Annotated in this window: 20 protein-coding genes; 9 read left to right on the forward strand and 11 right to left on the reverse strand. The window is 73.0% G+C overall.

Annotated elements, in window-relative coordinates; all coding sequences use genetic code 11:
* Positions 1-184 precede the first annotated feature (184 nt).
* The 7 genes from ACSYGO_RS12410 to ACSYGO_RS12440 all read right to left on the reverse strand — a co-directional run bounded on the left by ACSYGO_RS12410 (position 185) and on the right by ACSYGO_RS12440 (position 8,734).
* Positions 185-961, reverse strand: coding sequence for a class F sortase (locus ACSYGO_RS12410; protein ID WP_460386671.1), 777 nt, complete (start codon positions 959-961; stop codon positions 185-187).
* Positions 948-1,625 (reverse strand): hypothetical protein, encoded by a 678-nt coding sequence (locus ACSYGO_RS12415; protein WP_426680267.1) that lies wholly within the window; start codon positions 1,623-1,625, stop codon positions 948-950. Before ACSYGO_RS12415 ends, ACSYGO_RS12410 begins: the two co-directional genes overlap by 14 nt.
* A 101-nt stretch (positions 1,626-1,726) precedes the next feature.
* Complete coding sequence (locus tag ACSYGO_RS12420; RefSeq protein ID WP_460386672.1) at positions 1,727-2,971, reverse strand: MFS transporter; 1,245 nt, start codon at positions 2,969-2,971, stop codon at positions 1,727-1,729.
* The gene (locus tag ACSYGO_RS12425; protein WP_460386673.1) at positions 2,971-4,374 is read right to left on the reverse strand and encodes a CitMHS family transporter; all 1,404 of its coding nucleotides are present in this window, start codon (positions 4,372-4,374) and stop codon (positions 2,971-2,973) included. Before ACSYGO_RS12425 ends, ACSYGO_RS12420 begins: the two co-directional genes overlap by 1 nt.
* 121 nt (positions 4,375-4,495) lie before the next feature.
* Positions 4,496-6,754, reverse strand: coding sequence for a molybdopterin oxidoreductase family protein (locus ACSYGO_RS12430; RefSeq protein ID WP_460386674.1), 2,259 nt, complete (start codon positions 6,752-6,754; stop codon positions 4,496-4,498).
* A gap of 496 nt (positions 6,755-7,250) precedes the next feature.
* Positions 7,251-7,868 carry a TetR family transcriptional regulator gene (locus ACSYGO_RS12435; RefSeq protein ID WP_426680271.1) on the reverse strand — a complete coding sequence of 206 codons (618 nt, stop codon included), beginning with the start codon at positions 7,866-7,868 and terminating at the stop codon, positions 7,251-7,253.
* Entirely contained in the window at positions 7,865-8,734 is an 870-nt protein-coding gene (locus ACSYGO_RS12440; protein ID WP_460386675.1) for a nuclear transport factor 2 family protein, read from the reverse strand. Before ACSYGO_RS12440 ends, ACSYGO_RS12435 begins: the two co-directional genes overlap by 4 nt.
* Positions 8,735-8,935: 201 nt before the next feature.
* Here ACSYGO_RS12440 and hmgA point away from each other — a divergent pair, with 201 nt between their 5' ends.
* The 3 genes from hmgA to ACSYGO_RS12455 are packed head-to-tail and all read left to right on the forward strand — an operon-like array spanning position 8,936 to position 12,335.
* A complete protein-coding gene (gene hmgA / locus ACSYGO_RS12445; RefSeq protein WP_345647979.1) occupies positions 8,936-10,276 on the forward strand; it encodes a homogentisate 1,2-dioxygenase in 1,341 nt (446 codons plus the stop codon).
* 49 nt (positions 10,277-10,325) lie between these two features.
* Positions 10,326-11,075, forward strand: a complete 750-nt coding sequence (locus ACSYGO_RS12450; RefSeq protein WP_426680273.1) for a GntR family transcriptional regulator — start codon at positions 10,326-10,328, stop codon at positions 11,073-11,075.
* 42 nt (positions 11,076-11,117) lie between these two features.
* A complete protein-coding gene (locus ACSYGO_RS12455) occupies positions 11,118-12,335 on the forward strand; it encodes a type ISP restriction/modification enzyme (RefSeq protein ID WP_460386676.1) in 1,218 nt (405 codons plus the stop codon).
* 70 nt (positions 12,336-12,405) lie between these two features.
* On the opposite strand, the gene ACSYGO_RS12460 is transcribed toward ACSYGO_RS12455, so the two are convergent.
* Complete coding sequence (locus ACSYGO_RS12460; RefSeq protein ID WP_460386678.1) at positions 12,406-13,125, reverse strand: TetR/AcrR family transcriptional regulator C-terminal domain-containing protein; 720 nt, start codon at positions 13,123-13,125, stop codon at positions 12,406-12,408.
* Positions 13,126-13,188: 63 nt separating this feature from the next.
* Between ACSYGO_RS12460 and ACSYGO_RS12465 the strand changes: the two genes are divergently transcribed.
* From ACSYGO_RS12465 to ACSYGO_RS12475, 3 genes are all read left to right on the forward strand, one after another.
* Positions 13,189-14,157 (forward strand): ATP-binding cassette domain-containing protein, encoded by a 969-nt coding sequence (locus ACSYGO_RS12465; RefSeq protein ID WP_460386680.1) that lies wholly within the window; start codon positions 13,189-13,191, stop codon positions 14,155-14,157.
* Positions 14,154-14,936: an ABC transporter permease gene (locus ACSYGO_RS12470; protein ID WP_460386681.1), complete on the forward strand. Its 783-nt coding sequence runs from the start codon at positions 14,154-14,156 to the stop codon at positions 14,934-14,936. The genes ACSYGO_RS12465 and ACSYGO_RS12470 overlap by 4 nt, the downstream gene beginning before the upstream one ends.
* Before the next feature lie 208 nt (positions 14,937-15,144).
* On the forward strand, positions 15,145-16,365 hold the full coding sequence (locus tag ACSYGO_RS12475) for a CaiB/BaiF CoA transferase family protein (protein ID WP_460386683.1): 1,221 nt from the start codon (positions 15,145-15,147) through the stop codon (positions 16,363-16,365).
* Between the two features lie 159 nt (positions 16,366-16,524).
* Here the strand turns inward: ACSYGO_RS12475 and ACSYGO_RS12480 are convergent, their stop codons facing one another.
* The 3 genes from ACSYGO_RS12480 to ACSYGO_RS12490 form a co-directional block, all read right to left on the reverse strand.
* Positions 16,525-16,794: a hypothetical protein gene (locus ACSYGO_RS12480; RefSeq protein WP_028801703.1), complete on the reverse strand. Its 270-nt coding sequence runs from the start codon at positions 16,792-16,794 to the stop codon at positions 16,525-16,527.
* 115 nt (positions 16,795-16,909) lie between these two features.
* Complete coding sequence (locus ACSYGO_RS12485; RefSeq protein ID WP_460386684.1) at positions 16,910-17,722, reverse strand: anti-sigma factor; 813 nt, start codon at positions 17,720-17,722, stop codon at positions 16,910-16,912.
* On the reverse strand, positions 17,719-18,261 hold the full coding sequence (locus ACSYGO_RS12490; protein ID WP_095933278.1) for a sigma-70 family RNA polymerase sigma factor: 543 nt from the start codon (positions 18,259-18,261) through the stop codon (positions 17,719-17,721). The genes ACSYGO_RS12485 and ACSYGO_RS12490 overlap by 4 nt, the downstream gene beginning before the upstream one ends.
* Positions 18,262-18,499: 238 nt before the next feature.
* On the opposite strand from ACSYGO_RS12490, the gene ACSYGO_RS12495 reads away from it, so the two are divergent.
* From ACSYGO_RS12495 to ACSYGO_RS12505, 3 genes are all read left to right on the forward strand, one after another.
* The gene (locus tag ACSYGO_RS12495) at positions 18,500-20,038 is read left to right on the forward strand and encodes a DUF4331 domain-containing protein (protein WP_426680280.1); all 1,539 of its coding nucleotides are present in this window, start codon (positions 18,500-18,502) and stop codon (positions 20,036-20,038) included.
* Positions 20,039-20,160: 122 nt separating this feature from the next.
* The gene (locus ACSYGO_RS12500; protein WP_460386685.1) at positions 20,161-21,999 is read left to right on the forward strand and encodes a tetratricopeptide repeat protein; all 1,839 of its coding nucleotides are present in this window, start codon (positions 20,161-20,163) and stop codon (positions 21,997-21,999) included.
* Complete coding sequence (locus ACSYGO_RS12505) at positions 21,996-23,939, forward strand: nickel transporter (RefSeq protein ID WP_460386686.1); 1,944 nt, start codon at positions 21,996-21,998, stop codon at positions 23,937-23,939. Before ACSYGO_RS12500 ends, ACSYGO_RS12505 begins: the two co-directional genes overlap by 4 nt.
* Positions 23,940-23,957 lie beyond the last annotated feature (18 nt).

Below are 23,957 nucleotides of genomic sequence, written 5' to 3' on the forward strand. Positions count from 1 at the left end.
AAACGGACGATCAGGTACCGGCGCCCGGGTGCCCGGCCCGGTCCTGGCACCGGCACGCCGGGCACCCGGGCGCCGGACGGCAGGGCTCCCGGCCGTCGGGCGCGGGACCGTAGGCCACGGCGCGGGCGGGGCACCGGACCGCGGTGCCCCGCCCTGCGCGACCGGCCGGGTGCGGCGCCCGCCCTCACGTGGTGCGGGCCGGCCCCCGCGTCCGAGTGAGGTGGGCGAAGACGACGATGTTGCCGGCGTAGCCCTTCCTGCGGTCGTAGGCACCGCCGCATGTGATCAGACGCAGCTCGGGGCGGTTCCTTTCGCCGTACACCTCCTTGTTGGGGAAGCGTGCCTTCTCGTACGTCCTCACGGCGTCCACCGTGTAGACGGCGACCCGTCCGTCGGCGCGACGGGCCTCGATCAGCCGGCCGGCCGGCAGCCGCCCGAGCGCCGCGAAGACCGCGGGTCCCGTCCTGGTGTCGCGGTGCCCGACGACGACGGCCGTGCCCCGCTCGCCCGGCGTGGCTCCGCCCTCGTACCAGCCGACCACCTTCGGGTCGTCCACGGGCGGCACGGTCAGGCGCCGCTCGCGATCGAGCCGGACGGCGACGGCCGGGGCCGCCAGCCGGAAGTACGGGATCTCGATCGCCGTCGCACGCGAGCGCGGGAGCGGTCTCGGCGGCCGGACCGGCCGGGCGGGAGCGGTCCGGCCGGCCCGTGCGCCGCGCGGCCCGACGCCGGGCCGCTGCGCGTTCGCCCGTTCCGTACGTCCCGCGTCCCTCCCGGGCCCCGCGGCGGCGGCCGGGCCGGGGGACTCGGCCACGGCCACCGCCTCGGACCCCGTCGGCTCGTCGCTCCCCGCCCACCGGACGCCGGCCGCCACCAGTGCGGTGGCGAGCACGGCGGTCCGCGTCAGACGGTAGGCGCGCGTCCGGTACCAGGGCCTCCGGGAGCGCCTACGCCGCACCATCGGTACGCCGGCGCAGCCTGAGGTACACGACTCCTCCGGTCACGACCAGACCCACGGCCGCCGCGCCGGCGACCGGCGAGAAGTCCTGGGTGCGCGCGAGTCCGCCGCCGCCCGCGGGAGGTCCGCCGTTCGGTCCGCCGTCGAGCCCGCCCGGTCCCGCGCCGGGACCGCCCGTCCCGCCGCCCGGAGCGGTCACCGTCGGGCTGGGGGTCGCTCCGCCACAGTCGACCTTGAAGACCTTGTGCTTGCCCGCGCCGTTGCCGCCCACGATCGCCCAGGTCAGCTTGTACTGGCCGTCGGGCAGCACCAGGTCTTCGGTCCGGCCGTGGCCGGACGCGGGGAGGGCGAGCGTGCCCGAGCGGACGGCACCGTCGACCACGGGGGGCTGGGCCGCGATCGACCAGCTGATGGACTGGTTCGCGTCGAAGTTGAAGGCGTCCAGGTAGAACCCGCACACCTTCGGTTCGTCCCGCTGGTCGTCGACGGAAGTGGTCGTGCTGTGGACTTTGACGTCGCCGTTGTCGCCGGGAGCGGCGAATGCGGCCGGGGTCCCCAGTACAGCGGCGCCGGCGGCCGTGAGCGCCGCCAGGGCGACGGTGGCGCCCGCGCGTGCGGCGGCGGTGCGCGACGGCACCGGCCGGAACGACAGAGGCGAGGTGGGCATGCACGTCCTCCAAGTCAGATGATTTTCATACAAATCAGGCGTTCATCTGACTCTCTTTCACATCCGCCCGGAGAAGAGCGGCAACACCGCCCGGCACCCCGTCAGATATCGCTCTTGCGGCGCAACGGCACCCCCGTCCGCGCTCCCCCGGCGCGCACCCGCCCGGGCTTCGCCGGCGAACGCAGCGCGATCCCCGAGGACAGCAGCAACAGCGCGCCGAGCATCACGAACGGTGCGGCCACGCCCGTGACCCCGGCCACCAGCCCCGCCGCGGCGGGCGCCGCCACCTGCCCCAGCCGGTTGCCCGTCAGCCGCAGCGCGAGCGCCGTGGAGCGGGCGCCGTCGGGGGCGGCCTGCACCACCGTCGTCATGGACAGCGGCTGACCGACCCCGAGGCAGAAGCCCAGGACGACGAGCACCACGCCCAGCGCCCACACCGGCAGCGGCAGCGCGATGCCGGCGCACAGGACGGCCGCCAGCAGACAGGTCACCGTGAGGAGCAGCGCGCGCCCCAGCACCCGCAGCAGGGGGGTCAGCACCAGACGGCAGGCGATGGTGGCCGCCGCGCGCAGGCTCAGCAGCAGCCCCACCACGGACGGCGCGATCCCCCGGTGCTCACCGACCACCGGGAGGTACGCCGTGAGGATGTCGGTGGCGGACAGCACGGCGAGGCTGACGAAGATGCCCGCGGGCACGCCCCTGGTGCGCAGGATGCGCCCCACGGGGACCCGGTCGCCCTCCCTGCCGGGTGACTTGACCGCGGTACGGTGCTCGATGCGCCACAACGAGGTGAGCGCGACCGCCGCGAGCACGCCCGCGACGAGCAGCGCGAGCGCACTGGTGCCCGCCATGTCGGGGCCGCCGATCAGGGCGCCCGCCGCGACGGGTCCGACGAGCTGGCCGAGCGAGGCCCCGATGGTGAAGTGCCCGAAGTTGCGGTCCTGTTCGTGCGCGGCGGACTGGCGGGCGACGAGCGACTGCGCGCCGATCACGAAGCAGAGGTGGCCGAGTCCCATCACCCCGCTCCACACCGCCATCGACCACAGGGTGCCGGCGACGCCGCTCAGCGCGCAGCCGCCGGATATGAGGACGACGCCCAGCGGCAGCAGTGGCGCACACCGGCCGTGGTCGGTACGGCGGCCGAGCGGCACCGCGGCGAAGAGGGGCAGCAGCGCGTACACACCGGCGATCACGCCGATCGCGCGCTCGTCCGCGCCCAGCGCGAGGGCCCGGTAGGAGACGGCGGGCCGGGCCATCGACACCGCCCCCTGCGCGAAGCCGAAGGCGATGACGAGGCGCAGCAGCCAGCCCCTGCCGGGCCGCTCGCGAGGTGAGGCGTCGGGCATCAGATGATGCCGAAGAGGATTCCGGCGCCGAGCACCACCAGCGAGATGAGCGCCGCCCACTTCACCACGAACCGCGTGTGGTCGCCGAACTCGACCTTGGCCATGCCGACCAGGACGTACACGGCGGGCACCAGCGGGCTCGACATGTGCAGCGGCTGGCCGACGATCGAGGCGCGGGCGATCTCCAGGGAGGAGACGCCGTGCGCGTGTCCGGCCTCGGCGAGGACCGGGAGGATGCCGAAGTAGAAGCCGTCGTTGGACATGAAGTACGTGAGCGGGATGCTCAGGACGCCGGTGACGAAGGCCATGTGCGGGCCCATGCCGTCGGGGATGTTGTCGACGAGCCAGCCGGCCATGTGGTCGACCATGCCGGTGCCCTGGAGGACGCCGGTGAACACGGCGGCGGCGAAGACCATGCCGGAGACGTTGAGGACGTTCTCGGCGTGGGCGCCGAGGCGGGCCTTCTGGTCGGGCATGTGGGGGAAGTTGACGGTGAGTGCGAGCGCGGCGCCCAGCAGGAAGAGCACCGGGATCGGCAGCCACTCCATGATCATGGCGGTGAGGAGGGTGACCGTGAGGAGCGCGTTGAACCAGTAGAGCCTGGGGCGCAGGGTGGCGCGTTCGGGGTCGAGTCCCTTGAACGCGTCGTCCTCGCCGGACGGGTCGGTGTCCGCGTCGGTTCCGGAACCGGCCCCACCGGTGCGCACGGACCTGCCGGCGTCGCCGCCGCCCGCGGCGACGAGCACCGTCTCGGTCTCCTGCGGCTCCAGCACCTCGCCGAGGGTGAGCACGCCGAGCCGCTTGCGCTCGCGGCGGCCGAGGACGTAGGCGAGCGCCAGAACGCCGAGCAGGCCGACGGCGAGCGCGGGGATCATCGGCACGAAGATGTCGGACGCGTCGACCTTGAGCGCGGTGGCGGCGCGGGCGGTCGGGCCGCCCCAGGGCAGCGTGTTCATCACGCCGTTGGCCATGGCGGCGACGCCGGTCATCACGACGAGACTCATCTTCAGCCGCTTGTACAGCGGGTACATCGCCGAGACCGTGATCATGAAGGTGGTCGAGCCGTCGCCGTCCAGCGACACGATCGCGGCGAGGACCGCGGTGCCGACGACGATGCGCAGTGGATCGGCCTTGCAGAACCTGAGGATCCCCCGGACGATCGGGTCGAAGAGGCCGACGTCGATCATCACACCGAAGTAGACGATCGCGAACATCAGCATCGCCGCCGTCGGGGCGAGATCGGTGACGCCGTCGATGACGTAGTCACCGAGGTCGGCGCCCTTGCCGACGAAGACACAGAAAAGTGCCGGGATCAGCACGAGCGCCGCGATCGGCGACATCTTCTTCAGCATGATCAGGACCAGGAAGGTCGCGATCATGGTGAAGCCGAGGATGGTCAGCATGAGTGGATACCTAACGTTCGCCCTTGAACATCCCACCGGGCAGGCGGTGCGACGACGTTAGGTCCCGTCAAACGGCGTTAACAAGACGTTGACACGCGAGCAATAAGCGCAAAACTCCAGGTCACGACGTTGCGGTGAGTTCGACCGGTACTCCGTTGAGGACCGCGTTGCCCGACAGCGGGTCGAGCAGGCTGCCGTCGAGGAGCTGGTTGACGTTGACTCCGGGGGCGGCGGAGGCATGGCGCATGCGGGTGCCGGGGCGGTCGTGGCCCCAGCCGTGCGGCAGGCTCACCACGCCCGGCCGGACACCGTCGGTGACCTCGGCCGGGGCCACCACCTCTCCCCCGGCGCCCTTCACCCGTACGTCCGCTCCGTCGCGCACGCCGAGGCGTTCCGCGTCCTCGGGGTGGATGTGCAGGGTGCAGCGGTTGGTTCCGCCGGTGAGGGCGGGCACGTTGTGCATCCAGCTGTTGTTGGAACGCAGGTGGCGGCGGCCGATCAGGACGATCCCGTCGGGGCGCTGCGCCAGTGCCTCCCGCAGGCGCGGCAGATCGTCCGCGAGGGGCCGCGGCAGCAGTTCGACCTTGCCGCTCCTGGTCTTCAGCGGCTGCGGCAGGCGTGGCCCCAGCGGGCCGAGGTCGATGCCGTGCGGGTGCGCGAGCAGCTTCTCCAGGGTCAGCCCGTCCGGTCGTACGCCGAAGCCGTCACCGTAGGGGCCGAGGCGCAGCATCATGTCGAGCCGCCTCTCGGGGCCGGTGTCCCCGGTGAGTTGTGCGGCGAGCTGGCCCGGGTCCCGGCCGTGCACGGGCGAGTGCTCCTCGCGGACCGCCTTGCCGAGGGTCTGGTCGATCACCATCGTGTCGACCGCGGACGGATCCGCGCCGTGCATGCCGGTGGCGGCCAGGATCAGCCGGGCCAGGATCTCCGACTCGGCCATCCGGCCCGGCTCCAGGGGGACGGCGGGGCGGGTGTAGCGGACCTGGTTGCGTACGGCGAGGGTGTTGAAGGCGAAGTCGTGGTGCGGGCTCTGGGCGGGCGGCGGCGGGGGCAGGACGACGTGGGCGTGGCGCGAGGTCTCGTTCAGGTACGGGTCGACGCTGACCATGAAGTCGAGCGAGTCCAGGGCCTTGTCGAGCCGCGCGCCGTCGGGCGCGGAGAGCACGGGGTTGGCGGCCACGACGACGAGCGCGCGGACCGGCTCGCCCTCGGCGGTGGCGGTGTCGATCTCCTCGGCGAGCGCGGACAGCGGCAGCTCGCCCTTCGCCTCGGGATGCCGGCGCACGCGCGAGTGCCAGCGGCCGAGCGCGAAGCCGCGGCCGGGTCCCGCGGGCCGGGGCGACTTGTCGGTGGCGGCCTGCGGGAACAGGGCGCCGCCGGGGCGGTCGAGGTTCCCGGTGAGGATGTTGAGGACGTCCACGAGCCAGCTGGCGAGCGTGCCGTGCGGGACGGTGCAGCTGCCGATGCGCGCGTACACGGCGGCGGTCGGGGCGGCGGCGAGTTCGCGGGCCAGGGCCCGGACGGTGTCCGCGTCCACGTCGCAGGCGCCGGCGATCGCCTCCGGGGTGAAGTCGGCCAGCTCTGCGCGCAGTTCGGCGACGTCCTGGACGTGCGGCGCGAGGTCCCCCAGGTCGACGAGGTCCTCCTCGAAGAGGACCTGTGCCATCGCCGCGAGCAGCAGCGCGTCGGTGCCGGGCCGGATCGCGATGTGCCGGTCGGCGAGCCGTGCGGTACGGGTGCGGCGCGGGTCGATCACCGTGAGGGTGCCGCCCCGGGCCTTGAGCGCCTTGAGCTTGCCGGGGAAGTCGGGGGCGGTGCACAGGCTCCCGTTGGACTCGAGCGGGTTGGCCCCTATGAGGAGCAGGTGGTCGGTGTGGTCCAGGTCGGGCACGGGGATCGCGTTGGCGTCGCCGTACAGGAGCCCGCTGGAGACGTGCTTGGGCATCTGGTCGACCGTGGAGGCGGTGAACAGGCTGCGGGTGCGCAGGGCGGCGAGCAGCACCGGCGGGTAGAGGGCGCCGGCCATGGTGTGCACGTTGGGGTTGCCGAGGACGATGCCGACCGCGTTCGGGCCGTACCGCTCGGCGACGGGGCGCAGTCCCGCGGCCACGGCGTCGAAGGCCTCCTCCCAGGTGGCCTCGCGCAGCTCGCCGTCCTTGCGGACGAGGGGCACGCGCAGCCGGTCCGGGTCACCGTCGACCGCGCCGAAGGAGGCGCCCTTGGGGCAGATGAACCCCTTGCTGAACACGTCGTCGCGGTCACCGCGGGCACTGGTGACACGGCTCCCCTCGACGGTGAGGGTCAGCCCGCAGGTGGCCTCGCACAGGGGGCAGATCCGCAGGGCGGTGCGGGCGTCGGAAGTGGTGCCGGAGGTGCGGGACACGGGTCCTCCCGGAGGGCTGTGGCGGCGGTGGCACACGAACTGGGGCCTGAGCATACCGACCGGTATGCATGGAGGGGAGGGCTGTCGGGGACCCGGTCGGAAATTCGCCGGCCGATCGGCCCGGTCCCGGACTCCGCACGCCTGCCGTACGCCGCACCGCGCGGACGTCGCACGCCCACCGGCGCGACACCGGCCCGGCGCCCGCCGGCACGCACCTCGTCCGCCGGCCCGCACGCACGTCGTCCGCCCACCGGCACATACTTCGCACGCCCGCCCGGCACATACCTCGTACGCCGCCCGCCCGGCACCGGACCGTCGGCAAGGTGCCGGACCACCGCGCGCCTTCCCGCATGCCCGCACGCCCGCACGCCCGCATGCCCGCATGCCCGCATGCCCGCACGGGCGACGTCTGCGCACTTTCCCGCAGACCCCGCACGGCCGACGTCCGCGCGTGTCTGCCCGAGCACGGTCGGCCGCCCGCCCACCCTCGTACGGTTCAGTCGAGGACCCGGGCCAGGTACGCGCGCAGCAGCTCCCGCGTCTCCTCGATGATCCGTTCGTCCCCGTCCGGAAGGACCCGGAAGGCGAGGTGCACCAGGGTGTCGGCCGTCTCGACCGCGATCAGGAAGGTACGGCGCAGATCGTCGTCCGGGGTGCGTCCGAGGTAGCCGGAGAGCAGGTCGGTGAGGCGGTCGGCGACACGGGTGTTGGGCTCGGAGTAGCGGGAGCCGACGGGGATCTGGTTGCCGAAGTCGACGAGGGAGAAGCCGGGTGCGGTGCGCTTCATGGCCAGGTACTCGTCGAGCACGGCGTCCATGGCCGTGCGCCAGCCGTCGCCCTCGGCCGCCGCCAGGCGCGCCGTGACGCGCTCGGTGTAGCGCTCCAGATTGCGCTGGGCGAGCGCGTCGGCCATGGCGCGCTTGTTGCCGAAGAAGCGGTACACGGAGCCGATGGGGACGCCGGCCCGCTGGGCCACGGCCCGGGTGCTCAGGCCGTCGTAGCCGACCTCGTCGAGGAGGTCGGCACACGCGTCGAGGATTCTGGTCAGTCGTTCGGCGCTGCGCCGCTGTACGGGCGCTCTGCGCAGCGAGGTCGCATGGGGCACGGGCTTCATGATGCCTTTCCGCCGGGATCCGGTGAACCTCCCGTATCAGTACGGCCCTCGATGCGGTGGGCACTCATCTTCTCGGCGGAGCCGGGTACGACGGCACGCGAGACCCATGGGGCCGACGTGAGGCGCGCGCCGCGCGGGACCTCGCCCGCCCTGGTGGACCCGTCGGCGTACGGGGATCCGTCGCGGGGCACGGACCCGTCGGCGCGCGCGGATCCGGCAGCGGATGTGGACACATCGCCGCGCGCGGATCCGGCCACGGACGTGGATCCGGTCGCCGAGGCGGAACCGGGCACGGGCGCGGACAGCGATCCGTCGGTGGCCGTGTCCGGTGACCCTCCGGTCGGCGTGGCCCCCGCGGCGCCCGGCGTCCCGGCCTCCGACGCCGTGATGTCGGCGGTGCCCTCCACGGGCTTGCCGCGGACGGCCCACACGGTGCCGTCGTCGGCGTACAGGCGCGCGGTGACGTGATGGGTGCCGCGCGGGACGAGCCGCCCGGCGAGGTGGTACTCGGCGCTGCGGAGCCGGGCGATGGTCCGGCCGTCGACATAGAGGTGGGCGATGCCGCGCCCGGCCGCCGGGACGGGGCGCGTACCGGCCGGCGAGAAGCGGAAGTTGCGGACCTTCAGGGTCACGTCCCAGCTGTCGTCGGAGTCGGGCTGGACCTCGATCGCGACATACGGCGCCCCCTCCTTGTCCACCTCGCGGTAGTTCCGTCCCTCTTCGTCCATCTCGTCCAGCACCTTGCCCACGGGCGAGACCGACGGTCCGTCCTCCCGCTCGTGCGCGTCGCCGGAGCCGCAGCCCGACGGCCCGCCCAGCAGGGCGCAGACCGCGAGCGCGGCGAGCAGTCCGCGCGTCCTCGACATGCCTGGGAGCGTAGAACACGGGCCCGACGGCCGGATCCCCCTTGAGTCGGGTTCTTGCACGGTACAGCTGCCCCTGAGGACTACGTCGGCGCGCCGACCGGACCGGGGCCGGCCGACGGAGGTTGGCCTGAGTCGACCTCTTGCGCACGGAATCCGCGAATCCTACGGTGATGCATAGGAATCAGGCACGAGGGAGCGATCATGAGCGGGGACGCCAGGAAAAGGGCCGAGGGGCTGACCTACCTCTCCGGTTTCGGCAACGAACACAGCTCGGAGGCGGTGCCCGGGGCCCTGCCGCACGGCCGCAACTCGCCACAGCGGGCGCCGCTCGGGCTGTACGCGGAGCAGTTGAGCGGCACGGCGTTCACCGAGCCCAGGGCGCACAACCGGCGCTCCTGGCTGTACCGGATCCGGCCGTCGGCCGCGCACCCGGCGTTCACCCGCACGGACAACGGAGCCCTGCGCACGGCCCCGTTCACGGAGACCGTGCCCGACCCGAACCGCCTGCGCTGGAACCCGCTGCCGGAACCCGCCGAGGGCACCGACTTCCTCGCGGGCCTGTGGACGCTCGGCGGCAACGGCGACGCGACTCAGCGCACCGGCATGGCGGTGCACCTGTATCACGCCAACTCCTCGATGGAGCGGGTGTTCAGCGACGCCGACGGCGAGCTGCTGATCGTGCCCGAGCGCGGCGGGCTCCTGCTGCACACCGAGTTCGGGCTGCTGCACGCGGAGCCGGGCCATGTCGCGCTGATCCCCCGTGGCGTGCGCTTCCGCGTGGAACTGCTGGACACCGCGCCCGACGGCGGGGCGAGCCCGGCGGCCCGCGGCTATGTGTGCGAGAACTACGGGGCTCCCTTCCAGCTGCCCGACCTGGGCCCGATCGGCGCCAACGGCCTGGCCAACGCACGCGACTTCTTCGCGCCGGTCGCCGCCTACGAGGACGTCGAGGGCCCGGTCGAGGTGGTGAACAAGTTCTGCGGCAATCTGTGGACCGCGACGTACGACCACTCGCCGCTCGACGTGGTCGCCTGGCACGGCAACCACCTGCCGTACGTCTACGACCTGCGCCGTTTCAATGTGATCGGCACCATCAGCTACGACCACCCGGACCCCTCGATCTTCACCGTGCTGACCTCTCCCTCGGACACCCCGGGCCTGGCCGGGGTGGACTTCGTCGTCTTCGCGCCGCGCTGGCTGGTCGGCGAGGACACCTTCCGGCCGCCGTACTTCCACCGGAACGTGATGAGCGAGTACATGGGGCTCATCGAGGGCGCGTACGACGCGAAGGCGGAGGGCTTCGTGCCGGGTGGTGGTTCGCTGCACAACATGATGTCGGCGCACGGCCCCGACCGGGAGACCTTCGACCGGGCGAGCGCCGCGGAGCTGCGTCCGCACAAGATCGACGACGGGCTGGCGTTCATGTTCGAGACCCGCTGGCCGGTGACCGCGACGGCACAGGCGGCGCGGGCGGAGCACCTGCAACAGGCCTACGACGACGTGTGGCAGGGCCTCCAGCGGCACTTCCGTCCGACGGACTGAGATTCACCACCCGTTGCATTCGACGCCCGCGACCGGTACGGATACCCTCGTGACCTCCTTCGCCCCGGACTCGATCGTCCTGAACCGCAAGCTGCCGCTCTGGTATCAGGTGTCGCAGTCCCTGCGCGCGTCGATACTCGGCCGCTCGCCCCAGGACCCGCTGCGCCTGCCCACCGAGGAGCAGCTGGCGGGCCACTACGGGGTGAGCGTGCTCACCATGCGGCAGGCGCTCAAGGAGCTGGAGGACGAGGGGCTCATCACCCGCCATCGCCGGCGGGGCACGTTCATCGAGCCGAGCGCGCAGCGTGGCGCACCCGTGCGGCTGCTCGGCTCGGTGGACGCGATCGTGGCGCAGCAGTCGGGCATGACGACGCGGCTGCTCGACCACGGGTCGGTGCCGGTGTCCGCCGAACTCGCCGAGCACTTCCCGGATCTGGCCGAGGTGGGCACGTACCACCGGCTGCGCAGCGACGAGAAGACGGGCGAGCCGACGAACCACGCGCGCAACTACGTGCGTCCCGAACTGGCCGCGCTGATCGACCCGGAGGATCTGGTGCGCTGGCCCATGACCAAGGTGCTCCGGGACGTGGTGGGGGTGCGCATCAGCCGGATCACCGACACGGTGGAGGCGCGGCTCGCGGACCCGGAGACGGCGCGCCTGCTCCAGGTGCCGCTGCTGAGCCCCATCCTGCATTACACGGGCATCGTGCACGGCGAGGACGGCCGCGCCCTGGACGTGGCCCGCATCCACTACCGCGGTGACCGGTTCTCCTTCACCGTCACCCTCGACGCCCACTGACGCGTGCCGCACCAAGGCGGCGGCCGGCGGCCACGTCGTACGATGCCGGGCGTGACGCACGACGACGCCCCGCTGCTCGCGGACCTCATGCCGTGGTCCGTCGCACCGCCGAGGCTGGGCCGGGGGTGGCCGACGGCCCCCGACGCGGCGTCCCTGAAGGCGCGGTGGGACGCCCTGCTGAAGGCGGAAGGCCCGGACCGCGAGGCGCTGTTCGAGCCGACGCGCTCGCGCACGACGCAGTCGGCCGTCGGCCAGCTGCCGGGGCAGGCGACCGGGACGGGCCGGCTGGCCCGTGAGTCGGGTCCGTGCCCGGAGCCGGTGCGCGTGGTGCACGGCCCCTTCGACGAGCAGTGGCTGATCCCGGACCACCGGCTGATCGATGCGGCACGGCCCGAGTTGTGGCGGGTGGCCGACGCACGGCAGGTGTTCGCGGTCGAGCAGCCGGCCGGGTCCGAGCCGTCCGGGCCCGTGCTGCTCGTCTCGTCGGTACCGCCGGTCGTCCCGCCGCCCGCGAAGGCCGTCCCGGGCCGGACGCCGACGCCACGCTCCGGGCGCGTCCGCCCGCTGTACCGGAGGCCCGGCGGCCTGGAGCCGAACCTGGCGCCCGGCCTGCTGGACCATCTCGGCACCCGGCTGGGCCACTCCCCCGAACCCCTGGACTTCCTCGCCTGGACGGTGGCCGTCGCGCGGTCCGGCCCGGACGGGCCGGTGGTCCCGCTCACGGCGGACCCCCAGGAGTGGGCGTACGGCGTCGAGTTGGGCCGCCGGATGCTGTGGCTGATGCGCCGCGACGGGGAGCGCCCCAAGCTTCCCGGCGGCCGTCGCCCCTATGTGCGCGCCCCGTTGCCCGCCCGCCCCGTCGGTCTGCGCTACGACCGTGACGAGGAGGCCCTGCTGCTGGACGAGGGCCGGATCTCTCCGGTGCCCCCGCAGGCCTGGGACTTCGAGACGGGCGGAGTACGCGTGCTGGAGCAGTGGTTCGCGGCCAGGACGACGGCGGCGGAACCTGGCACCCTGGAAGCGGTGCGGCCCGCCGGCTGGCCGCAGGCCTGGACGTCCGAGCTGCTGGAACTCGTCACGGTGCTCGCCCTGCTGACCGAACTCCGGCCGCAGCAGCGGGACCTGGCCGTCGGGGCGCCCGTCACCGCGGACGGGCTGCGCACGGCGGGCGTCCTTCCGGTGCCGGACGCGGCCCGCAGGCCCGCTTCCGTCCTCGACCACCACGAAGAGGGACCGGAAGGCCAGTTCGCCCTGATCTAGCGCACCGGGCGGGCGGACCCCGCGGTCTCCGCCCCGAGCGCGCACACCGGACGCGCGGTCCGCGCGGGGGTCAACCGGTCCGCGCGGGGTCGAAGGCGTCGAGGACCCGGCTCAACGCCCTTTCGAAGACCGCCTCCAGGTCGATCGGGCCGGCGTCCTGCGTGACGGCCGCGGCCATCCGCGGGTAGGCGCCGGTCGACACCTGCCCGATGAGGTAGGAGATCCGCATCGCGTTCTCCTGCTCCTCGGACCACGGCAGGGTGCGGGCGCGTTCGGCGGTGGCCAGTTCGTTGCCCACGTACGTCGTCACGACGCCGTTGAGCATCGCGATCAGCTCCATCTTGGTGCCGTAGGGCATGTCGAGCGGGTCGAGGCAGGCCAGACAGTGCTCCAGGTAGCGCAGGGCGTTGGGGCTGAAGCCGTAGACCGGTGACATCAGGCGCGGCATCCAGGGATGGCGGTGCATGAGGGCGCGGGTCTGGTGCGCGACCCTCGTCATGTCGGCGCGCCAGTCGCCGGAGGGTTCCCACATCTCGTGCTCGCCGCTGATGGCGTCGACCATCAGCTCGTACAGGTCCTCCTTGCGCGGCACGTAGTTGTAGAGCGACATCGTGCCGCAGCCCAGTTCGGCCGCCACGTGCCGCATCGAGACCGCGTCGAGTCCCTCCGCGTCCGCGATCCGCACGGCCGCCGCCGCGATGTCCGCGCGGCTGCGGGCCGGCCGCGGGCCGCGGCCCGCACGCTCCGGACGGGCCCAGATCACTTCGGGTACGGCGTTGCGCCCTGCCATTGGTCGATCACCTCGCGACCATCCTAGTTACGTACAGCGTACGTAGTGCGCTATGGTGCCCCCATGACTACTACGTACGCTGTACTTAGTGAGGGTCTGGAGAAACGGTTCGGAGAGGTTCGGGCACTGCGGGGGCTGGACCTGGCCGTGGCGCGGGGCACGGTCTGCGGAGTGCTCGGGCCGAACGGCGCGGGCAAGACCACGGCCGTACGCGTGCTCACCACACTGCTGCGGCCCGACGCGGGTTCCGCGCGTGTCGCGGGCCACGACCTCGTCCGGGAGGCCGGCGCCGTCCGCCGCGCCATCGGGGTCACCGGGCAGTACGCGTCGGTCGACGGCGATCTGACCGGGCGGGAGAACCTGCGGCTGTTCGCACGGCTGCACCGGATGCGGGACTCCGGGGCGCGCGCCGCCGAACTCCTCGCGCGCTTCGGGCTGACCGAGGCCGCCGACCGGCCGGCCTCCACCTACTCGGGCGGCATGCGGCGCCGTCTCGACCTGGCCGCGAGCCTGGTCCGCCGCCCCGAGGTGCTGTTCCTGGACGAGCCCACCACGGGGCTCGACCCCGCGAGCCGGAACCAGATCTGGGAGGCCGTGCGCCACCTGAAGGACGACGGCACGACCGTGCTGCTGACCACGCAGTACCTGGACGAGGCCGACCGGCTGGCCGACGACATCGTGCTCGTCGACCGGGGTCGCGTCGCCCACTCCGGCACGCCCGCCGGACTCAAGGCGCTGATCGGCTCGTACGCCGAGGTGGTCGTGGCCCACGCGGACGCGCTGACCGGGGCGGCCGGGGTGCTGGACCGGCTCACGGGCAGTGAGCCGTCGTTCGACCGCGAGCGGGGCGCGGTGGGCGCGGTCACCACCGACCCGACGCTGACCCTGCCGCGCCTGGTGCGCGAACTCGACGCCGCGGGCGTCCCGTTGCTCGACGCGAGCCTGCGCCCGCCGACCCTCGACGACGTCTTCCTCCGGCTGACCGGGGAACGGACCGGCACCCCGGCCCACGTGAAGGAGCCCGCGGCATGAGCACATTGGCGTACGACGGCGGCGCGATGCTCGGCCGGCAGCTGCGGCGCATCCGGCACAACCCGGGTCTGCTGATCCTCACCCAGACCATGCCGATCACGATGCTGCTCTTCTTCGGCTACGTCTTCGGCAGCGCGCTCGCCACGCCCGGCCAGGAGTACCGCGCCTTCCTGGTACCGGGACTGATGGTGGCCACCGCCGCCAACGGGATCATGACGGGCATGTTCCAGGCCGCGCAGGACTCGCACCGCGGCGTCATGGACCGCTTCCGTACGCTGCCGATGAGCCGGGCCGCCGTGCCGCTCGGGCAGGCGGCCGCGGACGTGGTCGTCACCGCCGCCGGCACGGTTCCGCTGATGCTGGTGGGATTCGCCGTGGGCTGGCGGATCGAGGGGTCGGCCCTCGAAGCGGCCTGCGGGGTCGGGCTGTTGCTGCTCTTCCGGTTCGCGACCACATGGATCGGCATCCTGCTGGGCCTCCTCTCGCGGAGCGAGGAGGCGGCGGGCCAGCTGGGCGGGGCCACCTTCGTCCTGCCCCTGCTGTCGAACGCCTACATCCCCACGGACAACCTGCCGGGCTGGCTGCGCACGCTCGCCGAATGGAATCCCATCAGCGCGGTGACCACCGCACTGCGGGACCTGTTCGGCAACGCCCCGGCCCCGGCCGACGGCGCCTGGCCGGTGACGCATCCGGTCGCGGGTTCCCTGGCCTGGTGCGCCGTCGTCGTCGCCGTGTTCCTGCCGGCCGCCGTCCGCCGGTACGCGACGGGCGGACGGTGATCGGCGTGCGGAACGCCCGCATCTGGTCCCCGTGCCGCGTGGTGCCGGTCGGGCCCCGGGTGCTCACGCGTGGGCGGTCCGCAGCATTCCGGGAGCGCACCTCCCTCGGGTGCGGCAGCCACTGAATCGCGCGGGCGATCAGTCACCCCGGGCCCCAGAAAGTTGCCTCGTCAACATCCATGCATGACAAAGGTGTGAAGCGCAGGCCATGATCCACGGCATGCAGTCACACCCGAAGTCCCAGCCGCTGCCCCTGGAGGGCATCACCGTCGTCGCCGTCGAGCAGGCCGTCGCCGCCCCCTTCGCGACCCGCCAGCTGGCCGATCTCGGCGCGCGGGTCATCAAGGTCGAACGCGTCGACGGCGGGGACTTCGCCCGCGGCTACGACACCGCGGCGGCGGGGCTCGCCTCGCACTTCGTGTGGTGCAACCGGGGCAAGGAGTCCGTCGCCCTCGATCTGAAGGACCCGCGCGGGCTCGACGTCGTGCACCGGCTCGTCGCGGACGCGGACGTGTTCGTGCAGAACCTCGCACAGGGGGCGGCGGCGCGGCTGGGCCTGGACGCGGCCACCCTGTGCGCGCGGCACCCGCGGCTGGTCGCCGTGGACATCTCGGGGTACGGGGCGTCCGGGCCGTACGCCGGCAAGCGCGCGTACGACATGCTCGTGCAGTGCGAGGCGGGGCTCGTGTCGGTGACGGGCACGCCCGAGCAGCCGGTCAAGGCAGGGATCCCCGCGGCGGACATCGCGGCGGCCATGTACGCCTTCTCGGGGGTGCTCGCGGCACTGGTGCGGCGCGGCACGACCGGTCACGGCGGCCCGGTGGAGGTGTCGATGCTGGACGCCCTGACGGAGTGGATGGGGCATCCGCTGCATCACGCGATGCACGGAGGAACACCCCCGGCGCGCACGGGTCTGGCACACGCCGTCATCGCGCCGTACGACGCCTATCCGACGGCGGACGGCGGACGGGTGCTGCTGTCGGTGCAGAACGACCGGGAGTGGCGGCGCCTGGCCCACCAGGTGCTGGGGCAGCCGGACCTGGCGGACGACCCGGCCTACGCGACGAACGCGGCGCGCGTCGACCATCGCGAGCGTACGGACGCGCTGGTGGCGAAGGCCCTGGAGGTGCTGGACACGGACGAGGCGGTGGCCCGGCTGGAGAGCGCGGGTATCGCGTGCGCGCGGCTCAGGGACCTGTGGGAGGTGGCCGAGCACCCCCAGCTGGCCGCCAGGGACCGGTGGCGCGAAGTGGAGTCACCGGTGGGGCCGTTGCGCGCGCTGCTGCCGCCGATCACGCTGCCGGGTGGGGAGGAGGCGCGGATGGGGTCCGTACCCCGGCTCGGGGAGCACACCGGGCCGGTGCTGCGGGCGCTGGGGATGGCGGACGCGGACGTCGCGGAGCTGCTGCGGGAGGGGGTGGCCCGCTGAGTCCGGTGACTCGACGAGGGGTGGTGACCCGCGCCCCGGTGTGGTGACCCACCGGGCGCGGCTGCCTGCCGTGGGGATGACGGACGCGGAAGGGCAGCACTGTGCCGGGGCGGTGGGGCCGCCGGAGCACGGGTCGGGGAACGCCGGTGCCGACGGCCGTCAGTGGCCGCCGAACAGCGAACGGCGCAGCCGCCTCAGCGGTGCGAAGAGCGAGACCCGCCGCACACGCGCGACCCTGCCGTTGCTGTCGTGCGCGGTGTCACGCGCGGTGAGTTCACGCATCAGCGACGTCGCCTCGGCCGTCTCACGCTGCGGGACGGCAGGACCGCCCAGCACCGCGAGATGGCGGTCGAGACGCGAACTGGTCGCGCTGCTCCCGCAGGTGATCGCAGGGACACGGGCCCTGCTGCGCACTGTTATCTGTTCCATGTCACTCCCCACCCGTACGAGTCCACCCGGCCCGGGCAGGCTAACCCTATCGCCCCCTCATGGCACTCGTGTATCGCGGGCGCAGGATTCGCCTTCCCCGTAAGGGTGTTGACGATTACTCTCCGAATCCAACCGATTCCAGGGCGAGTTGGACAACCGGCTGCGTAGTGGGCTGTGCTGACCCTCCGTGAGGCTCGACCGTCACAGCGAGTGACGTCGCACGGGTGCTGAGATCGTCGGCGACCAAGGGCGTGTCGCCGTCGAAGAGGCCGAGGGAAACCGGATTCCCGTTGGGGCGCATGAGCCACAGCTGATGCACGCGCCCTCCCGGGGGAGTGCCCAGTCCGCTCACTGTCACGACGGCGCGCCGCTCGGACGCGGAGGCGACCACTCCGATTCCTCGCCCCTGCGCGTCGCGTTCACTGGTCGCACGCGCGTCGGGCGCCGCCAGAACGTGGGCGATCTCACGTGCCTGCGCGCGCTCCCGGTCGAGTTCGTCCCGGGTCTGTGTGGCCTGCACGGCGAAGAGGGAGGCGACGACGAGGGCCGCCGCGGCCGTGGCGGTGGCGAGCGGCGCCATCAGGGGCCGCAGACGGGGGGCACGCGCGCGTGCGGGCTGCCGGTCGTCGCGGGCACGCGAGGACGACGGCGCCGGGCGGGCCCGGGACGGCTGCGGGGCGGGTTCCTGCGGCATGGTGCGCACGGCGGCCAGCACCCGTTCGCGCAGCGCGGCGGGCGCCGGTGCCGCCGTCGACCAGGCCAGCCGTACGGCGTCCTCGGTCAGCGCGCGCACCTCGGCGGAGCAGCGCACACAGCCCCGCAGATGGCGTTCGAAACGGCGCCGCTCCTCGGGTTCGAGGGCGTCGAGGGCGTACGGGGCGGCCAGCGAGTGCAGATCGCGGCGCGTCAGCCGGTCGAGGAAGCTCATGCCGCACCTCCCAGGCACTCGCGCAGCCGCGCCAGACCGTCCCGCATGCGGGTCTTGACGGTGCCCAGCGGCAGCGAGAGCCGTTCGGCGACTTCACGGTACGTGTAGCCGTCGTAGTAGGCGAGGGTCACCGACTGGCGTTGCAGCGAGGTCAGACGGTCGAGACAACGGCGCACCCACTCGCGCTCCAGACCGGCCTCGACCTCCTCGGCGACCTGGTCGAAGGCCGGGTGATGCGCGCGCCGCCCCTCCCGCTGCTCGCGCTCGGTGGCCGCGCGGGCGCTGCGCACCCGGTCGACGGCCCTGCGGTGCGCGAGGGTGAGGATCCAGGACAGCGCACTGCCACGCCCCGGGTCGAACCGCGCGGCGGAACGCCAGAGTTCGAGCAGCACCTCCTGGGCCACCTCCTCCGTCTGCGCGGGGTCCCGGACCACACGGCGCACCAGTCCGAACACCGGACCGGACACCAGTCCGTAGAGCTCCTCGAATGCCTTCTGGTCACCTCCGGCCACGAGCACCAGAAGTTCGTCCGCCTCCACCCGTCCCCCTCTCCGGCCGCACACGGCCCGTCCTTTCCCCTACGTGTTCGCAGCGAGCGCGTCTCTGGATGGGTTACGGATCAGCGGACCGAAAACGCGGGTCCGGCACCGAAGAAACGAGCGCCCGGTGAAACGAGCCGCGCGAGCCGCCGTAAAGACGTTTGGGATTCGACCAATCCACCCCGGCGACCGCTCCGAATGGCGTGCGTCAGGCAATTGGGACGTGAGGACGGACGGCATGACACCTATCTCCAGGAGTGACGCGGGACGCAGGAGTCTTGCGACTCTCATCTGTGGTGCGCTGGCCGCCGGGGGGCTCGCAGCCGCCGGTGTGACCGCGCTGGAACCGGGGGCGGCATCCGCCTCCAGCCACCGGGAAGCCCCGCTGATCTCGGGGCAGCCCCAGTACGACAACACGGACGTGTACGCGTTCGTGAGCCCGGACAAGCCCGACACGACCACCATCGTGGCGAACTGGATCCCCTTCGAGGAACCCGCCGGCGGACCGAACTTCTACACGTTCGCCGACGACGCCCAGTACGACCTCCACATCGACAACAACGGCGACGCGCAAGGTGAGTTGGTCTACCGCTACACCTTCAAGACGCACCGCAAGAACGGCGACACCTTCCTCTACAACACGGGTCCGGTCACCAGCCTCGACGACCCCGACCTGAACATCACGCAGACGTACGACATCGACCTGCTGCGGCTGCACAACCAGAAGCTGGTGTCGCGGACCAAGGTGGCCGACGACGTCCCGGTGGCGCCGTCGAACGTCGGCAAGGCCTCGATGCCGGACTACGGCAAGCTCCGCGACCAGGCCGTGCACAAGCTCGCGGGCGGTTCGACGACCTTCGCGGGCCAGGCGGACGACCCGTTCTTCCTGGACCTGCGCGTCTTCGACCTGCTCTACGGCGGCAACCTGAGCGAGGTCGGGCGGGACACGCTGAAGGGCTACAACGTCAACTCCATAGCCCTCCAGGTGCCGAACGACATGATCCGGGAGTCGGCGGGCCAGCCGGTCGTCGGCATCTGGTCCACCACCCAGCGCAAGGACGCGCGCGGCGACTGGACCCAGGTCTCCCGGCTCGGCATGCCGCTGGTCAACGAGGTCGTCAACCCGCAGAAGGACAAGGACAAGTTCAACGCGTCCGCCCCCTGGAACGACGGCCAGTTCCTGAAGAACGTGACCAACCCCGAGCTGCCGAAGCTCATCGAGGGGATCTACAAGATCAAGGCGCCCGCCGAGCCCCGCAACGACCTGGTCGACGTCTTCCTGAAGGGCGTGAAGGGCCTCAACCAGCCGCCGAACGTCCGCCCGGCCGAGGAACTGCGGCTCAACACCTCGATCAAGCCGACCATGCACCCCAAGCGGCTCGGCGTGCTCGACGGCGACAACGCGGGCTTCCCGAACGGACGCCGGCTCTCCGACGACGTGATCGACGCCTCGCTCCAGGTCGTCGAGGGTGAACTGGTCGGTTCCAAGAACGACTTGGGCGACGCGGTCGACAAGAACGACAAGAAGTTCGAGAAGTACTTCCCGTACGTGGCCGAGCCGACCTCGGGCTCGCGCGGCGCGCTCGCCAAGGGCACGTCCAGCGGGACCGACGTGCGCAGCCAGCTGGGCGACGCGCTGAAGCCCGCGGGTGCGGCCGGCGGTGGCACCGACACCACGCTGATCGCGGCCTCCGCCGCGGCCGGCGCCGCCGGGTTCCTGCTGATCACCACCGGATTCCTGTGGTGGCGCCGGCGGATGCACAACCGGGCCTACTGACCCGGTCCACCGACAGGCGCGGCCCGCACGCAACCGTCCCCCACGGCGCGGGCCGCGCCGTCATCAGCTCGGCAACGACCGTTCCCGCACAGGTGTTTCGCACCGGACCTTGAGGAGAGGGCATGTCCCCGCGTACGAACGAGAGCGCGCCGGAGAGCGAACGCGGCGAGCCGTCGGTCGCGGCGCCCGAGACGGACGCCGTGCCGGAGACGGACGGCGCATCTGTGACGGACGGCGCGTCCGTCACGTCCGCCGGGGCCGTACGGGCCGACAGGGGCGACGGGAGCACACCGGTCGGCGTGTCCACCGGGGGCACGGAAGGCCTCGCGGGCGCCGGGCACATCGAAGGCGGCGCGGACGGCGCTCACCGCGAGGGCGGCGGGCACGCCGGAGGTGCGGCGGGCGTCCGGCACACCGAAGACGTCGCGGGCGACGAGCGCGCTGAAGACATCGCGGGTGCCGGGCACGGTGGGGATCCCGCGGGCGTCGGCCACGGCGGGGACCCCGCGGGTGGCAAGGACGACGGCGTCGCGGGAGGCGCGCCCGCCGAGGGCACCGCGAGCGGCGCGCGCGGGCAGGGCTCCACGCAGGGCGACGAGCGTGTCGCCGCCGTGCGTCGGCTGTCCGCTGCCGGACGGCGCCGACGTGCGGCCCAGCTCGCCTTCTGCGCGGGAGCGTTGGCCGTGGCCATGACGGCCGGAGCGATCGTGCTCGGGGCGGCCCGGGACAGCGACGGCCGCACCGTCGCCTCCGTGCCCGGCGCCGTCTCGCCGCAACTGCTCGCCGGCGGCGACCTCGACACGAGCATCAGTTCCCTCCAGACCCATCTCAAGGCTCAGCCGAAGGACTACGGCGGCTGGGCGACGCTGGGGCTCGCCTACGTGGAGCAGGCCCGCACCAAGGGCGACCCCTCCCGCTACCCGCAGGCCCAGGAGGCGCTCGACCGTTCCCTGCGGCTGCGCCCCGACAACGATCCCGCGCTGGCCGGCCGCGCGGCCCTCGCGGCGGCACGGCACGACTTCACCGGCGCCCTGAAGTACGCGGACGAGGCCCTGAAGCAGAACCCCTACAGCGAACGCGCCCTCTCCTCCCGCATCGACGCCCTCGTCGAGCTCGGACGCTACGACGACGCGTCGAAGGCCGCCGACCTCGCCAACGGGCGACGACCGGGCGTCCCCGTCTTCACTCGGTACGCCTATGTCCACGAACTGCGCGGCGACACCAGGACGGCCCGCCGGGTCCTGCGCCAGGCGCTCGACTCGGCGACCACCCGTGGCGACGTCTCCTACGTCGCCACCGCGCTCGGTCAACTCGCCTGGAGTCAGGGCGACTACGACACCGCACTCACCTACTACGCACGGGCGCTGAGCGCCGACGACAGCTATCTCCCGGCTCTCGAAGGCCGCGCCCGCGCCCAGGCCGCCCAGGGCGACCGAGCGGCGGCGATCCGCGGCATGGAACAAGTCGTCGAGCGCTACCCGCTCCCGCAACCCCTGGTGGAACTGGGCGAGTTGTACGAGGCCCGGGGTGCGGCGGGAGACGCGCGGAAGGCCCACGACCAGTACACCCTGGTGCAGGCATGGGTCTCGCTGGCCCGCGCCAACGGCGTCAACGCCGACCTCGACACGGCCCTGGCCGCCGCCGACCACGGGGACCACGCCGCCGCGCTCAAGGCGGCGCGCGCCGAGTGGGCCCGCCGCCACACCGTGCACACCGCGGACGCGATGGCCTGGGCGCTGCACGTCAACGGACGCGACGCGCAGGCCCTGCCCTACGCCCGCAAGGCCACCGCGACCGGCTACCGCAACGCGTCCTTCCTCTACCACCGCGGCATGATCGAGCGCGCCACCGGCCACAAGAAGGAGGCGGGCGCGTCGCTGAGGGCCGCCCTCGACCTGAACCCGGGCTTCTCCCCGCTCGGTGCCCGCGAGGCCCGTACGGCACTGGAGGCCATGAAGTGAGGACCCGCCGACTGCTCGCCTCCTGCGCCGCCGCCTTCACCGCGGCCTGCGCGCTCGCGGTCGTCCCGGCCGGCCCGGCGAGCGCCCACCCGCTCGGGAACTTCACCGTCAACCGGTACGACGGACTCGTCGCCGCCCAGGGGCAGTTGCGGATCGACCACGTCGAGGACCTGGCCGAGATCCCGGCCACGCAGGCCCGGCCACGGATCGACGAGCTGGGGATGACCGGCTGGGCGCGCGAGCGGTGCGCGTCGGCCGCGCACGGCAGCGAACTCTCGGTCGGCGGGCGCGACGTGCCCCTCGCGGTCGGCGGGAGTCACGCACGCGTGCGGCCCGGACAGGCCGGGCTCGACACCCTGCGCGTGGAGTGCCGGCTGACGGCGCCGCTGCCCGAGGCGGACACCGTGTCGCTGCGCTTCCGCAGCGCGGGGAGCGACCGGGGGCCCGGCTGGCGCGAGATCACCGCGCGCGGCGACCGGATGACGCTCACCGCGTCGGACGTACCGAGCAAGTCGGTGTCCGACGAGCTGACGGACTACCCGAAAGCGCTGCTCTCCTCGCCCGCCGACACCGCCACCGCCACCCTGCGGATCCGCCCCGGCGGGCCGGCGCTCACCGAGGAACGGCGGAACGCGCCCGCCGCGTCGGTGCTGCCGCGCGGCGCCGACCGGTGGACGGAGGCGCTCGACGGACTGGTGGCCCGCCACGACCTCACCTTCGGTTTCGCCGCGCTGGCCCTCGTCATCTCCGTAGCGCTGGGCGCGATGCACGCGCTCGCGCCCGGCCACGGCAAGACGCTGATGGCCGCGACGGCTGCGGCCCGCGGGGGCCGGGCCCGGCTCAAGGACGTCCTGCCGCTCGCCGCCTCGGTGACGGTCACCCACACGATGGGCGTGGTCGCGCTCGGCCTGCTGGTCACGGCCGGTTCCGCCGCGGCGCCGACCGTGATCGCGTGGCTGGGCGTGGCGAGCGGGGTGCTGGTCACGGCGGCCGGAGCCACCCTCGTACGACGCGCCTGGCGGAACCGGTCGCACGGCCCCGCACACGACCACCGGCACGGTCACTCCCACGGCCACGACCACGACCACAGCGACGGGCACACGCACGCGGGCGCGCACGAGCACCCCCACGGACATGGGCACGGACACGGACACACCCACGAACACTCTCCGGGCCACGGCCTGGACCACGACCGACCGCACGGGCACGGGCGCGACCACGACCACGACCACGACCACGACCACCATCACGACGACGACCACGACCACAGCCACGCATCCGGTGGGACCCGTGCCCCCGAGCGCATCCGGCACCGCCAACGGCCCCTGGTGCTCGCGCACTCCGCCGTGCCCACCGCCACCGGCACCGCCGCCGCGCCGAGCACGGCCGGCGCCTCGGACGCGTCCGGCACACGCGAACGCACCGTCGACAGCGCCCCCGAGCACCAGCACAGTCACGACCACAAGCACAAGCACGACCACAAGCACCACCACAAGCACGACCGCGCGCACGGGCACCCCCACTCCCCCGGCGCCCCCCGCTCCCGCACCCTCGAACACACCCACGGCGGCTTCACCCACACGCACGAGATCGCGCCGACCCTGCGCGGCACGATCCTGCTCGGCTTCGCCGGCGGCCTCGTGCCCAGCCCGTCCGCGGTCGTGGTGCTGGTCGGTGCCGCCGCGCTGGGCAAGGCGTGGTTCGGGTTCCTCCTGGTCCTCGCCTACGGCGCCGGGCTCGCGCTGACGCTCACGGCTGCCGGCTTCGCCGTCGTCAGGCTCGGCGGCGGGATGAGCCGGGTCCTCGCCCGGCGTCCACGCTGGGCCGCGGGCCGCACCGCGGCCCTGGTGCGCAGGGCCGCGCCCCTGGGATCGGCGTTCGTCGTCGTAGCGCTTGGGGCTGGATTGGTGTTCAGGGGGGCCGCATCCGTACTCGGCTGAGCTACTTTTGTGGAGAAA

It is taken from the genome of Streptomyces krungchingensis, assembly GCF_054729265.1.